13 protein-coding genes and 2 pseudogenes are annotated in these 13,266 nt (G+C 63.0%); 7 read left to right on the top strand and 8 right to left on the bottom strand.

What is annotated here, in order from left to right:
- The 3 genes from ACQ7C1_RS14155 to ACQ7C1_RS14145 all read left to right on the top strand — a co-directional run bounded on the left by ACQ7C1_RS14155 (nucleotide 1) and on the right by ACQ7C1_RS14145 (nucleotide 1,548).
- Nucleotides 1–804, top strand: coding sequence for an ABC transporter permease (locus tag ACQ7C1_RS14155; RefSeq protein WP_311044522.1), 804 nt, complete (start codon nucleotides 1–3; stop codon nucleotides 802–804).
- Between the two features lie 82 nt (nucleotides 805–886).
- On the top strand, nucleotides 887–1,141 hold the full coding sequence (locus ACQ7C1_RS14150; protein WP_097599927.1) for a type II toxin-antitoxin system Phd/YefM family antitoxin: 255 nt from the start codon (nucleotides 887–889) through the stop codon (nucleotides 1,139–1,141).
- Complete coding sequence (locus ACQ7C1_RS14145; protein ID WP_183703443.1) at nucleotides 1,141–1,548, top strand: type II toxin-antitoxin system VapC family toxin; 408 nt, start codon at nucleotides 1,141–1,143, stop codon at nucleotides 1,546–1,548. The genes ACQ7C1_RS14150 and ACQ7C1_RS14145 overlap by 1 nt, the downstream gene beginning before the upstream one ends.
- 60 nt (nucleotides 1,549–1,608) lie before the next feature.
- On the opposite strand, the gene ACQ7C1_RS14140 is transcribed toward ACQ7C1_RS14145, so the two are convergent.
- The gene (locus ACQ7C1_RS14140; protein ID WP_430958712.1) at nucleotides 1,609–2,229 is read right to left on the bottom strand and encodes a glutathione S-transferase family protein; all 621 of its coding nucleotides are present in this window, start codon (nucleotides 2,227–2,229) and stop codon (nucleotides 1,609–1,611) included.
- Nucleotides 2,230–2,506: 277 nt separating this feature from the next.
- The gene (locus ACQ7C1_RS14135; protein WP_097601544.1) at nucleotides 2,507–2,863 is read right to left on the bottom strand and encodes a DUF4406 domain-containing protein; all 357 of its coding nucleotides are present in this window, start codon (nucleotides 2,861–2,863) and stop codon (nucleotides 2,507–2,509) included.
- A gap of 140 nt (nucleotides 2,864–3,003) precedes the next feature.
- Here ACQ7C1_RS14135 and ACQ7C1_RS14130 point away from each other — a divergent pair, with 140 nt between their 5' ends.
- Complete coding sequence (locus tag ACQ7C1_RS14130) at nucleotides 3,004–3,759, top strand: DeoR/GlpR family DNA-binding transcription regulator (RefSeq protein WP_430958711.1); 756 nt, start codon at nucleotides 3,004–3,006, stop codon at nucleotides 3,757–3,759.
- A 58-nt stretch (nucleotides 3,760–3,817) separates the two neighbouring features.
- Here ACQ7C1_RS14130 and ACQ7C1_RS14125 read toward each other — a convergent pair whose 3' ends face one another.
- A complete protein-coding gene (locus ACQ7C1_RS14125; protein ID WP_430958710.1) occupies nucleotides 3,818–4,825 on the bottom strand; it encodes an asparaginase in 1,008 nt (335 codons plus the stop codon).
- A 170-nt stretch (nucleotides 4,826–4,995) separates the two neighbouring features.
- Between ACQ7C1_RS14125 and ACQ7C1_RS14120 the strand changes: the two are divergent.
- Nucleotides 4,996–6,324: pseudogene (locus ACQ7C1_RS14120) on the top strand (hypothetical protein); the annotation flags it as partial.
- Nucleotides 6,325–6,363: 39 nt separating this feature from the next.
- Here ACQ7C1_RS14120 and ACQ7C1_RS14115 read toward each other — a convergent pair.
- Entirely contained in the window at nucleotides 6,364–6,987 is a 624-nt protein-coding gene (locus tag ACQ7C1_RS14115) for a helix-turn-helix transcriptional regulator (protein WP_430958709.1), read from the bottom strand.
- A gap of 101 nt (nucleotides 6,988–7,088) precedes the next feature.
- Here ACQ7C1_RS14115 and ACQ7C1_RS14110 point away from each other — a divergent pair, with 101 nt between their 5' ends.
- Nucleotides 7,089–8,516 carry an MFS transporter gene (locus ACQ7C1_RS14110; RefSeq protein ID WP_430958708.1) on the top strand — a complete coding sequence of 476 codons (1,428 nt, stop codon included), beginning with the start codon at nucleotides 7,089–7,091 and terminating at the stop codon, nucleotides 8,514–8,516.
- Here ACQ7C1_RS14110 and ACQ7C1_RS14105 read toward each other — a convergent pair.
- The 4 genes and pseudogenes from ACQ7C1_RS14105 to ACQ7C1_RS14090 all read right to left on the bottom strand — a co-directional run bounded on the left by ACQ7C1_RS14105 (nucleotide 8,488) and on the right by ACQ7C1_RS14090 (nucleotide 12,531).
- Nucleotides 8,488–9,495: an NAD(P)H-quinone oxidoreductase gene (locus tag ACQ7C1_RS14105; RefSeq protein ID WP_430958707.1), complete on the bottom strand. Its 1,008-nt coding sequence runs from the start codon at nucleotides 9,493–9,495 to the stop codon at nucleotides 8,488–8,490. The two genes, ACQ7C1_RS14110 and ACQ7C1_RS14105, sit on opposite strands and share 29 nt — an antisense overlap.
- Before the next feature lie 77 nt (nucleotides 9,496–9,572).
- Nucleotides 9,573–11,471, bottom strand: a pseudogene (locus tag ACQ7C1_RS14100) (GGDEF domain-containing protein).
- Nucleotides 11,472–11,548: 77 nt separating this feature from the next.
- Nucleotides 11,549–11,791, bottom strand: a complete 243-nt coding sequence (locus ACQ7C1_RS14095; RefSeq protein ID WP_064801122.1) for a ribbon-helix-helix domain-containing protein — start codon at nucleotides 11,789–11,791, stop codon at nucleotides 11,549–11,551.
- Nucleotides 11,792–11,982: 191 nt separating this feature from the next.
- Nucleotides 11,983–12,531 carry an HdeD family acid-resistance protein gene (locus ACQ7C1_RS14090; protein ID WP_085777365.1) on the bottom strand — a complete coding sequence of 183 codons (549 nt, stop codon included), beginning with the start codon at nucleotides 12,529–12,531 and terminating at the stop codon, nucleotides 11,983–11,985.
- Between the two features lie 138 nt (nucleotides 12,532–12,669).
- Here ACQ7C1_RS14090 and betI point away from each other — a divergent pair, with 138 nt between their 5' ends.
- On the top strand, nucleotides 12,670–13,266 hold the full coding sequence (gene betI, locus ACQ7C1_RS14085) for a transcriptional regulator BetI (protein ID WP_430958706.1): 597 nt from the start codon (nucleotides 12,670–12,672) through the stop codon (nucleotides 13,264–13,266).

The following is a 13,266-nucleotide window of genomic DNA, read 5'->3' as shown; positions in this document are numbered from 1 at the left end:
GTGCTCCTCCATCACCTCCGCGTCATTCCGATTCTGGTGCGCATGCATGTGCGCTCGCAAATGGAATATCGCGGCGCCTTCTGGCTCGACCGGCTTGCGCAGATCCTTTCCTATGGCAGCGTCTTTGCCACGATCGGCATTCTGCTTGCCCGCTTCCAGACGCTTGGCGGCTGGACCTGGCCGGAGCTGGCGCTGCTCTTCAGCTTTCAGCTGCTTGCCTATTCTCTCGGTGCGGCTATGAGCTTCGTGCAATTGCGCGATCTCGAGGAGCTGGTGCGACTCGGCACCTACGACACGCTCCTGGTCAAGCCGTTCAGCCCCTGGGCCTATCTCGTCTTTTCCGGCCTCAATATCGGCTATGCCGGCCATATTATCCTGGCAGTGCCGCTGCTCTGCTGGGCTGTCCTGTCGGTCGACTTCGCCTGGTCTGCCGCGTCCGTGGCGTTCCTGCTGGCCGCGATCGTCAGCGCGACGCTGCTCACCGGTGCGATGATCACCATGATCGGCGCGACGGCACTGATGTGGGTACGCTCGAACCACCTCTTCTCGATCTTCTTCGGCTTCTGGGAACTGACGCGTTATCCGCTCAACATCTTTCCCGGCAGCATCCAGCTGACCCTGATCACCGCCGTGCCGCTGGCGCTGACCAGCTCGGTCCCGGTCGGCGCCCTGCTCGGAAAGCCGATCCCGATTCTCGGCGATTGGGCCGAGCCGGTGGCGCTCGCCGCCGGCCCGGTCTGGGTGCTCATCGGCATCGCCCACTGGCGCTACGCCACCCGCAAATACCAGGGCGCCGGCGGCTGATGATCGGCCAGCCGAGAACACCCTCATTGACCTGCCGCCCTTCCGCTCTTATATAGCTAGACAGTCTAGCCAGGAGCAGTTTATGGAATGGCAATTGCAGGACGCGAAGAACCAGTTCTCGAAAGTGGTGCAGAAGGCGCGAGACGAAGGACCGCAAGTGGTCACCTTGCGCGGTGAGCGCGCGGCTGTCGTATTGTCCGCCGGCGATTACGACGCCCTGCGTGCCGGCCGTCCGACGCTGGTCGATGATCTGCTGGGCGGCCCTGCCTGGGACGATGATCTCGCCGATGCGGTCGAAGCGAGGGCCAAGAGTCCCAGCCGTGGCGTGACCTTCTGATGTATCTCGTCGATACCAATATCGTCTCTGAGGCGCGACGCAGCACGCCGCAGGCGGTTTCCTGGCTGCGCTCCGTCGATCCGCTGAGCATCCATCTGAGCGCGTTGACGCTCGGCGAGATCATGCGCGGCATTGCCCTCAAACAGAGGTCGGATCCGAAGGCCGCGACCCACTTAGCCGAGTGGCTGCGCAAGCTGCGCCACGACCATGGCAGCCGTATCCTTCCGGTGACCGATCAGATTGCCGTGGAATGGGGCCGCATCGCAGCAATCCGGCCGCGCGGCGACATTGATGGACTGATCGCTGCGACGGCGATCGTCCACGATCTCATCGTCGTCACCCGCAATGTCGGCGATTTCCGCGACACCGGTGCATCCGTAATCGACCCCTGGCAGACGTCAGCGTGAATGCAGGGGCGGCTACGACCGGCCCCGCATCACAGACGGGTTTTAACATCTCAGGGCGGATCAGCCCCGGTCATAGGCCAGCGCCCGCTGGACGGCGGGGCGCTGCAGCATGCGGGCGTGATGGTCGCTGACCTTTGCGAAACGGGCGGGATCGACGCCGTCGGACGGCAGCCAGTCGGTCATGACGAAGAGATAGGGATCGGCAAGCGAATAGGTCTCGCCCATCACCCACGGGCCCTCGAACATCTTCTCTTCGATCAGCATGAAGCAATCGGCCATATTCTGCGGCACCTTCGCCTTCATCGCCTCGAGCGCCGCCGGCTCGTCGGCCCAGCGGGAGCCGCGCGGGCGGTGGGCATGGTTCACATGCACGGTCGAGCAGAGATAGCTGTTCAAGGATTGCAGCCGCGCCATTTCGAAGGCATCGCCGAGCGGCGCGAGCTTCGCGGCCGGGGCGCTTTCAGCAATGAAGCCGAGGATCGCCGGCGTTTCCGTCAGCACGCCGCGCTCGGTAACGAGCGCCGGCACCCGGCCCTTCGGATTGATCTTCAGATAGTCCGGCGAACGCTGCTCGCCGTCGCGGAAGTTGAGCTTTTTTATTTCGAATGCAAGGCCGGATTCTTCGAGAGCAATCAGGCTTGCGAGCGCGCAGGTTCCGGATGCGTAATATAATGTCAGCATGGTTATCGACTCCCTTTCGGCACGTCTTATAGCGCGGGGATTGGTGCGCCGGAACCGGGGGAGATGGCGGTTGCCTAGGCTTTCGGGAGCCGGACAATGAACGGCGTGCCGGGAGGCTGCCCCTCATCCGGCTGCCGCCACCTTCTCCCCGTTCTGACGGGGAGAAGGGGCATGCCGCACCCGCTTCCTCTATCTCAAGGTTGCGTTTGGCACGTCCCCTCTCCCCGTCAGAACGGGGAGAGGGCTAAGTGAGGGGCGCCCCACGGGACACCCTTACTCACCCGCAGCCCGGCACATCCTCCAGCCGATGCCAGACCGGGATGCCGCGTTCCCTGGCGATGCGAACGTCGTTATCCGCGCCCTTCGATTCACCCGGCAAGCGCAGCACGCCCTCGCAGAGCTGCAGCAGCCGGCCGGCGACCGGGTGGAAGATCTGCTCGTAGAGCGCATCGCCGACCGATCTGCCGCCGGCGGCGTGCCAGATCGGCAGGGCCACCCATTCGCCGATCATCGGCACATGGCCGGCCTCGAACAAGGCATAAGAGGGTTCTTCCAGCCGCTTCAGGTTGGCGGCCATCTTTTCCGGGTCGTCGCCCGTCCCGGACCGATAAGGCCCGGCAATCAAAATCAACATGATCCACTCCATCGCTCCGCTTCTGTGCGAGCACTCCCGGCCTCATGCACGGGATTTCCTGAAAATGCACGATATTTCTTGAATGTCGAGTCATTTCATGCAAGATCATGCCATCTCGTGAATTTTCGTGCGGAGACACAATGCTGACGACGCAGCGCAAGACCCTGATTCTCGACATCTTGCGCCGCGACGGCCAGGTGATCGCCAAGCGTGTCGCTGAGGATTTTTCGCTTTCGGAAGACACGATCCGGCGGGACCTCAGGGAAATGGCGGCGGAGGGACTCTTGAAACGCGTGCATGGCGGTGCGATGCCGCTGGCACCGGAGCTGCCGGATTTCACGGCGCGGCGCAGCGTCTCGTCCGAAATCAAGGCGCGGCTCGGAGCCGCGGCGGCGGCGATGGTCAGGCCGGGGCAGATGATCTTCCTCGACGGCGGCACGACGACCGCCGAAATCGCCCGGCATTTGCCGCGCGACATGGCGCTGACGGTCGCGACCCACAGTCCGACGATCGCGGCCGAGCTCGAGCACCATCCGACGGCCGAGGTGATCCTGGCCGGCGGACGGCTCTACAAACATTCAATGGTGGCGACCGGCGCTGCGGCGATGGCGGCGATTTCGCAGCTGCGCCCCGATCTCTTCTTCCTCGGCGTCACCGCCGCCCACCCCGTGCACGGGCTTTCCACCGGCGATTTCGAGGAAGCGGCGATCAAGCGGCATATCGCCCGCTGCGCAGCCGAAACGCATGTGCTGCTGACGGAGGAGAAGTTCGATCTCGTCTCGCCCTGCCCAGTGCTCGGCATTGCCGAGGTGGCGGGACTGATCGTGCCGACGGAAATGACGCCCGAGCGGCTGAAGCCTTATCGCGACCTCAACGGTACAATCACTGCAGCCTAATCATTCGCTAAAAAGTCAGGGCACAAGATCGTGCGAAAACCGCGCACAGTTTTCGGCATCATGCCGAGAAGACAGAGGTCGCTCTGATATCGCCGACATGGATGCCGTTCCAGTTGCGCATCGGCATCGCGGAAAAGGCCCTCAAGGCTGCATGCACCGTCTCTTCAGTCTCGAAGAAGCGGGCGAGTGTGGCCGCCACCATGGCTTCGGCGGCGCGGGTGGCGCCATCCTCGCATTTGAGCGCCATGGCGATGCCCTTTTCCGGGATGGCGGCGCAGAAGACGCCCTCGGCCCCCGTCTTGACGAAGATGCGGCCGGGGGCGACCTGCATCAGCTTGGTGCAGGCGCGGCCGGAGCCGGCGACATAGAAGGGCTCGGCCATGCAGGCCTCGATCAGACGCCGGGATGCTTTGGCGCGTAAGGGTTCCAGGCCGATCCCGGTCGCCATCTTCGCAAAGCCGTGGGCCAAGCTGCGCAAAGGCACGGCGTAGGTCGGGATGGAGCAGCCGTCGGTGCCGCAGCTCTCGGCGCCGAGCACGGCTCCAGTCAGGCTTTCCATCACTGCTCGGATCTCGACCTGCAGCGGGTGCTCGTAGCCGACATAACCTTTTGGGTCGATATCGCGGTGGCAGCAGGCGCAGATGAAACCGGCGTGCTTCCCCGAGCAATTGTTGTGCAGCGCCGTCGGTGCGCCGAGCGTGCGGGCCTGATGGATCAGGACTTTCTGGTTCATCGACCAGTGGGCGCCGCATTCCAGCGCTTCGGCATTGCGGCCGGCACGCGACAGCATCGAGGCGGCAAGCGCCACATGTTCGTCCTCGCCATTATGCGAGGAGCAGGCGAGCGCCAGCTCCTTATCACTGAAGCCATAGGCATCGGCCGCACCGCTCTCGACAAGCGGCAGCGCCTGCATCGCCTTGCAGGCCGAGCGTGGGAAGACGGCGGCGTCGATGTCGCCGAGCGAAAAGACAAGCTTGCCGTCGCCATCGACGACCGCCACCGCGCCACGATGACGGCTTTCGACGAGCAGGCCGCGGGTGACTTCGACGGTGACGGGATTGGTCATGGGCTCTCATCCGAATGCTGGCGGGATGCGGCAGGCATAACGCGTCGGAGCGCGAAAGCCAACGGGGTTCAGATGGCACCACAATCCGGCGACGGCCGTGAGTTTGGTGCCTCCTCCGTCATCCCAGGCCCTTCAGCCCGGATCCAGCCGGGCTCGACCAGGCAGGCCGGTCGGTCGGCCATCACCTCATCCAACACCCATCACAGAAACTGACGCAAGCGATCGAAAACTATCGTTTCTCTGATGTGTCTGTTGCGGCTAAGAGTGGTGCATCAGGAACCGCCCCCATGTCATCCAGCTTTTCCCTCATCCTGCGCGACAACAGGATCCGCATTCCCGCCGTAACGCTCGTCGCGCTTGCCTTTACCTATGCCTCGACCGTGCCTTACCAGTCGATCATCGGGATCAACGAACTGGGCTTAAGCAACGGCGCCTATTCGGCGCTGGTGTTCTTCTCGGCGATCGTCAACGTTGCGACGAGTCTGACGCTCGGCATCTGGTCGGACAGGCTGAAGGAGCGCCGGCCGCTGGTGCTGGGGCTTTCGGTCGCCGGCATGCTCGGCTTCGGGTCGATCGCGATCATTCACAGCCCGGCAATCTTTATCTTTTCGACGCTGCTGCTGGTGCCGATGAGCGGCTCCACCTATTCGCTGCTCTTCGCCAGCCTGCGCGCCAGGACCAACCAGATGGAGCGTGGCGAGGGCGCGGCGGTGACGGCGACGGTGCGGGCGCTGTTTTCCGGCTCTTGGGCGCTGGCGCCGGGGCTGATCGGCCTTTATCTCGTCAATTCGCCATCGATGACGCCGGCCTATGGCATCGCGGCACTCGCCAGTTGCACCTGCTTCTGCCTGTATTTCTTCTTCGCCCCCGGCAACGGCAGCGCCGGCCCTGCTGCCGATCCGGTGGGTTTCCTCGCTTCGCTGAAACGGATCTTCATGCCGAACGTGCTGATCCGCGTCGTCATCATGTCGCTGCTCTTCGCGTTGCAGCGGCTGAACGGCATGCTTCTGCCGCTGATCATCACACGTGCGGCGGGCGGAAACGTCGCCGATGTCGGTTTCATCGCCGGGCTGACGGCGCTTCTCGAAATGCCGTTCATGATGATGTGGGGCCTAGCGCAGCGGCGCTTCCGCACCGCGCATGTGCTGGCCTTCGGCGCGCTGATCTACTGCGCCTACCTGCTGCTGCTCGGATTTGCTTCCGCGCCCTGGCACATCTATGCGCTGCTGCTCGTCAATGCCTGCGGCGCGGCGGCAATCCTCAGCGTGCCGATCACCTATCTGCAGGACCTGATCGCCGACCGGCCGGGGCTCGGAACCTCGCTGCTCTCGCTCAATACCTTCATCGGCACCGGCATCGCCGCCGGGCTCTTCGCATTCGGCACATCGCTCACCGATTATTCCGGCACCGCCTTCGTCGGCGCCGGCGCGGGTCTCGCGGCGATCGGAGCGTTGCTCCATCTGGAAAGCAGCAGGCGGCAGGCGCGGCAGCCGGCCTGAGTGCGGCGCAGGGCACACGCCCGCTTCAATCGCCAAGGCTTACCGCGTCGTGATGCGGTAGGCGCAGCGGCGGGCGCCGGTGAGGATATGTTCGCTGCGCTCGACGTCGGCGCTGAGGACAGCGCGGAACGTTTCGAGTTCGGAGCGGCAGAAGCCGGCGCAGGCGGTGGCCGCCGCGCAGATCGGACAGTGATTTTCAACCAGCATGAAGGAGCCGTCCGCCTCCTGCCAGCTGTCGGCCATATAACCCTCGCGGGTGCGGATCGCAGCCAGGCCCTCGACACGCGCGGCCAGGTCGCCGGCGTTTTCGAGCTCGTGGCGATAGCGCTTCAGGGTCTCGGCCTCGCGGGCGGAGATGACGGTGTCGAGCGCTCCCGCTCCAAGCTGATCGACGAGGGTACCGAGGAGAGCGGCCGTCAGTTCGGCATGGCCGTCGGGGAAGCGGCGATTGCCGGCCGCCGTCAGATGCCAGAGCTGACGCGGCCTGCCCCTGCCGGCAGCGGCAACAGTGACCGGCTCCACCAGCCCCTCCTCTGCCATCTTCGCCAGCTGCTGGCGGGCCGCCTCGCCGGAAATGCCAAGCGCATCGCCGATCGCCGAGCCAAGCTGCGGGCCGTCGGTCTTGAGCAAGATCAGAATTCGGTTGGCCGGGGACTGACGCATATTTTCCAAGCGAAGCCTTGTTTTAATTGGAGCGACGTGTAATTTTCCAATTTATATCTTGGAAAATAATTGCCCGCCAGCAAAAACATTGGGAGCCTCCCATGTCCGATATCGACCAGACCATTGCCATTCCGAATGCCAGTTCCGTCTTCCGCCTGTTCCTGCCGGAACACCTGCCGGCGACCTTCATGCTTGCCAGCGGCGTGACGCTTTACGCGGTCGAGAGTTATATCACCGCCACCATCACCCCCTCGATCGTGCGCGATATCGGCGGCCTTGCCCTGATTTCCTGGGTGACGAGCTTGTTCGTGGCGGCCGCCATTCTCGGTTCGATCTTCGTCGCCATGCGCCCCCGGGGAATCGGGCTCCGTGTGGTCTATGTGATCGCGGCGCTGATCTTCGGCGTCGGCAGCATAGTCGCGGCAATCGGTCCCTCGATGCCGGTGGTGCTGATCGGCCGCGTTGCCCAGGGCCTGGGCACTGGAGCGCTGGCGGCCCTCGGCTATGCCTTCATCCGCTACGTCTATCCGGAACCATTATGGCCGAAAGCCTCGACACTCTATGCGGCGATCTGGGGTGTGGCGACCGTCATCGGGCCGACGCTCGGCGGCTTCTTTTCCTCAGGCAGCAATTGGCGCTACGCCTTCGTCGTGCTCGTGCCGCTCGGTCTTGCGATGGCGGCGCTGGCGCCGCGGCTTTTGCCCGAGGTCAGGGACGAACGCGAACAGGCGGGAACACCGGTCCTGCAGATCGGGCTGCTGCTTACCGCCGTGCTGATGGTCAGCACGGCCGGCGCGATCGACGTGACAGCCGTCAAGGCCGTACTGATCATCGCCTCGGTCGTCGCGGTCTCTGCCATGCTCGTTATCGAGGGCCGAAGCCGCAACCGGCTGCTGCCGTCCGGCGCCGTCAACCTTTCCCGGCCGATTTGCCGCGTCTATCTGGCGATGCTCGTCATGACCGTCGTGCTTGTCAGCGACGTCTTCATTCCTTATTTTCTGCAGGTGCTGCATGGAGTAACGCCGCTGATCTCGGGTTATCTGGTGGCGCTGGTCGCCCTCGGCTGGACCTTCGCCGCCTTCCTCAGCAGTTCGTTGAGCGGCCGACAAGCTTATCTGGCGATCATTGCCGGCGCGCTGATCGAGACGGCGGCGACCGCTTCGCTGGTTCTGTTTCTCGCCAAGGACAATCCGCAGGGGCATTTGCCGCTCATCCTGCCGGCGGCGGCCGCCATGTTCATGATGGGCTTCGGCATCGGTCTCGGCTGGGCGCATTTGGTCGCCATGGTGCTGAAGCTCGTCGCCAGCAACGAACAGGACAAGGCATCAGCGGCAATCCCGACGATGAGCTCGCTTGGCGGCGCCTTCGGCGCGGCCTTCGCGGGCGTCATCGCCAATGGCGCCGGCCTCGTCGATCCGGGCGGCATATCAGGCGCGCTGTCGGCGGCGCACTGGCTTTATCTGCTGATGGCGCTGCCCGGCGTTTTGGCGGTCGGCGTATCTATAACGCTCGGCCGACGCGCAGCATGATCTTGCCGACATGGCTGCCCTCTTCCAGCAGCCGGTGCGCCTCAACGACGTCTTCGAAGGCGAAGACCTTCTGAACGACGGGGGCGATGGTGCCTGCTTCGAGCAGCGGCCAGACCTCCGAGAGCAGATCGTCGCGAATGGCTCGTTTTTCCTCGGCCGTGCGCGGGCGCATGGTGGAGCCGGTGACCGTCAGACGCTTGACCATGATCGGCGAGAGATTGACCTTTTCGGCGACGGCCCCGCCCAGGAAGGCGATGATCGACAGGCAGCCGTCCTTTGCAAGCGAGGCGATGTTGCGCTCGAAATAGGCGGCGCCGATCATATCAAGGATGACATCGACGCCGTGACCAGTCTCGGCCTTGATCACCGCGGCGAAATCCTCGTCCCTGTAGTTGATGGCGCGTTTGGCGCCGAGCCTTTCGCAGGCCTCGCATTTTTCCTTTGAGCCTGCCGTGGCGTAGACCTCGGCGCCGAAGGCGCGGGCGAGCTGGATCGCCGTCGTGCCGATACCGCTCGTGCCGCCATGGATCAGCACGCTTTCGCCTTCGGTCAGCCCGGCCATCTGGAAGAGATTGGCCCAGACAGTGAAGAAGGTCTCGGGAAGGGCCGCGGCCTTGACCGCATCATAGCCCTTGGGAAAGGGCAGAACCTGCCCTGCCGGCAGCAGGCAATATTCGGCATAGGCGCCGCCATTGGCAAGCCCGCAGACCTTGTCGCCGACCGCGTGGCCTACGACACCCGGGCCGACGGCGACGATTTCGCCTGCCAGCTCCAGCCCCAGAATCGGGCTCGCATCCTTGGGTGGAGGATAGCTGCCCTGACGCTGGGCAATATCGGGACGGTTGACGCCGATCGCCTCGGCGCGCACGAGGACCTCGCCTTCGCCGGCCTTCGGCAGCGGACGCTTGCCGATCACCATCACATCAGGCCCGCCGAAGGACTTGAGATCGACGAAACGCATTTCCTGAGGCAGTGACATGGCGCGGCCCTCCTGATCCCGGAGGTTCGGAATAGATCAGCCCGGCCGGCTTGGGAAGGCTAGAAGCGGCAAGGGCGTCAATTCGCCTCGCCCAGGAAATGGAAGGCGAGACCCTCCTCGCTCTCCTTGGCGGCCGACTTGATGACGGCAATTTCGGCGCTGACTCGGTTGATATCGTCGATGACGAGGCCTTCCGGCAGATCGAGAACGCCAATCGAGCAGCGCATCAGCGGGAACAGAGCCTCGGTGCCGGTGCGGTCGTGGCCGAGGATACGGCCGGCGGCGCGGTGCTCGTCGGAATAAAGATCGAGCACGTCGTCGTGGAAATCGCTGATCAGCCGGTCGAGGATCTCGGTCAGCTCCTCCTTGGTCCAGCCGACGACGCCGATGAAGAAATCGTCGCCGCCGACATGGCCGAGGAAATGGCGCTCGGCGAAGAAATAGCGGCGCATCAGCGCGGCAAACAGCGAGATCGCGTGGTCACCGAGATGGAAGCCGTAAGCATCGTTGAAAGGCTTGAAATTGTCGAAGTCGCAATAGCAGAAATGCCGGACCTCATCGCCGTCGCGGCCGGACTGGCGCATGAAATCGCGGATGGCGTGGTTGCCCGGTAGGCCGGTCAGCGGGTTCTGGTCCTGGGCGGTCTTAAGTTGCTTCTCGTTGATGACCTTGATCAGCGAAGCGGCGGAAACGACGCCGGCATAACGCATATTGTCGGTCAGGATCAGGCAATCGCTGCCTTCCATATTGGCGAAGATCGCCATCAGCTGCTCGGCATCGCTGTCGAGGCCGACGATCGGCGCCATCTCGACGAAATGCGAAATCGAGCGCTCGTACATCTTGTTCTTCAGGAGGTCGCGGCCAAAGGGCTGATAGATATATTCCTTGAGATGATGCTCATGGATAACGCCGCGCGGCTCGTCATTAGCGTTGAGGACGGGAAAGAAGGCCTGGCGCGGATTGCGGCGGAAGAGCTCGAAGACGCTGTCGATGCTGTCGTTTTCGTAGACCGTCGGCAAGAGCTCGATCTGCTTGCGGATGAGGATTTCGTCGAGCGACTGGCTGCCGCGCTTGCTCTTGCCGAGCTCCTGCAGATGCGGAAAGGATGGGGCCAGCTCCGACATATGCGTCGTCGGCCGCGAGATGAACCAGCCCTGGACGAGGTCGACGCCATATTCGCGGCAGGCGATGAATTCGGCTTCGGTCTCGATGCCTTCGGCGATGACGCGCGTTCCGAGCACGTGGGCGATGTTGACGATGCTCTTCAGCAGATGGCGCTTGCGCGGGCTGCGGTCGATCTCAGCTACGAAATGGCGGTCGATCTTCAGATAGTCCACGGCATGATCGCAAAGCAGTTTCATCTCGCCGTGACCGACGCCGAAATCGTCGATCGCCAGCTTGAAGCCGGCCTTGCGCAGCGTGGAAACCAGGGCGGCGAATTCCGGCACGCTGGTATTGTCGAAACGTTCGGAAAATTCGAAACAGATGGAGGACGGCGGAATATTGGCTGTCCGCAAATGTTGCAGCAGGCTTTCGACCAGGCGCTCGCCATTGGGGATCAACCGGACGTCGAGATTGAGGAACAGGGTCGAGGTGGAGAAATTCGACAACGTCGCGAACTTGGCGAGCGCACGGCTGGCGACCATCTGTTCGAGCTGCAGCAGTTGGCCGGTCCGATGCGCCTCGTCGAGAATGTCGGCCGGCGTGTCGTAGCCGATGCGTTCCTGGCCGCGCATAAGGGACTCGTAACCGAACACCGTACCGGTGCCGGCTTCGACGATCGGCTGGAAGGCGTTCTCGACCACGAGCTTGGCAAGAGTTACCATCTGATCGCTCGCATAGCGGCGCAGGACGCCAGGCTCGACGGCGCCAGCCAAGGATATTGCAGTGTTCATTGTGGGCCGATCTCCACTGCGACTTGTTCTTCTTGCTCAGAAACCTGCCGCAGAAGGATCAACGAACCCTTTCGCCAATATGAAAGTTTTGTGAAAGACGCGGATCCCCGCCACGCTCCCGCGTGAATTCGAATTCACGAGCACAATCAGGCGCTTGTTCAGGCGGAGCGACGGCGCTGCGCCTCGTGATCGGCGAACATGTCGGCGACGCATCTGCCGCCGGAGGCGACGCTCTCGTCATCGAGGAGATCTGCCTTGATTTCGCCGAGCTTGCGGGCGGTATCCCAGAGGCGAAGCGCCTCGCGGACGACCTCACTGCTCGAGGCGTAACCACCCGTGTCGACGGCGGCACGGATGCCCGCTGCCTGTTGCGGAGAGAGGGAAACGGTGACCATCGGCATGAACTTCCTCCCTTTTTTTCTTCAGGCAGAACCCTGCCGTTGGGGGACGCATGACCATTTTCGGCATTCCCGGCGCTTCAAGCCGGCGCCTTGGTGCGTTCGCACAACCATCCGGCATGCCGGACGGTCCTAATCCGTAAAGTCTAATCCCCCGCCATTCCCTTGTCAAAAAAGAAAAGGTCCATCGCGGTTCAACTGCGCAAGCCAAGGCCAACGGCGATCATCGTCCACCCCTGGACCATCAGGTCGAAGGCTAGAAAAAGGCCAAGGATCCAGAGGCTGTTGACCGGCCAGCCCAGTGCGATGACAAAGCCGGCCAGCGCCGTCATGACGCCGCTTGCAGCGATCCAGCGCCAACCCTTGAGCGGTCGCATGCGCATCCCGACCCAGAGACGGAATATGCCGGCCACCAACAGCGCAATGGCAAGAAACAGGGTCAAGGCGGCCGAGGTGAAGATGGGATTGACGAAGGCGCAGATACCGGCAAGCACGTAAAGCACGCCGCTCAAAGCCCAGAAGAGCACCTGATCCCAGCGGCGCAACTGAAAAGCGTGGACGAGATAGATGACGCCGCCGGCCAGCATGAGCATGCCGACATAAAAAACCGAGGCGACGGTCGCCATCAGCAAATTGCTGAGGGCGATGAGGCCGCAGATAAGAAGCAGAACCCCGAGGCCGAGGAACCATACCCATTTCGACCGCAGCGAGGATTCCGGCATTTCGTTGAAGACGCTGGTCATAGCACACCTCCTGATCACTTGAATATGTTGCCCCAGCTCTTCCGGAAAAGATGTGAGCCAAATCAATTCGCCGAAGATTTTTGTTGATTGATCAATCAATCAAAAATACCATGCCGCGGTTTTCAAAGGGTTGCGGTCTTGCCGAAAGTTGGAATGGAGCCGGTGCGCCGCAAGGCGCTTGTCGATGCGGCGCTGCGGGTGATCGGCGATCACGGCTCGCTTGCCGTCACCATGTCCGACATCGCCCGCAAGGCCGGCGTCTCGCCTGCCCTCGCCCATCATTATTTCGGCAGCAAGGAGCAATTGCTGATCGAGACGATCCGCTCGCTGCTGAGACAGTTGCGCAGCGATACGGTGGCAGCACTCAAGGCAGCGAAGACGCCGCGTGAACGGCTTTCGGCGGTGATCCGCGTCAGCTTCCACGCCGACCAGTTCGCGCCGGAGACGATTGCCGCCTGGCTTGCCTTTTATGCCGAAGCGCAGCGTTCCGAGGAGACGCGGCGCTTTCTAGTGATCTATGCCAGCCGGCTGCGCTCGAACCTGCTTGCCGATCTCAAGGCGCTGCTGCCGGCCGACGCCGCAGAACGCATCGCCGAGGGCGCTGCGGCGATGATCGACGGGCTCTATATCAGGCAGAGTCTGAAATCGGCGCCGATCGGCATCGAAGCCTCGATCGCGCTGACGGAGGATTATCTGAACGCGCTTCTATCCACCACCTCCCCCAAGGACAAATGA

Origin of the sequence: Rhizobium sp. Nf11,1 (assembly GCF_050587665.1) — a bacterium.
GTDB lineage: Bacteria > Pseudomonadota > Alphaproteobacteria > Rhizobiales > Rhizobiaceae > Rhizobium.
The sequence above is the reverse complement of the archived record's forward strand: the minus strand, read 5'-3'. Positions and strand labels throughout refer to the sequence as shown.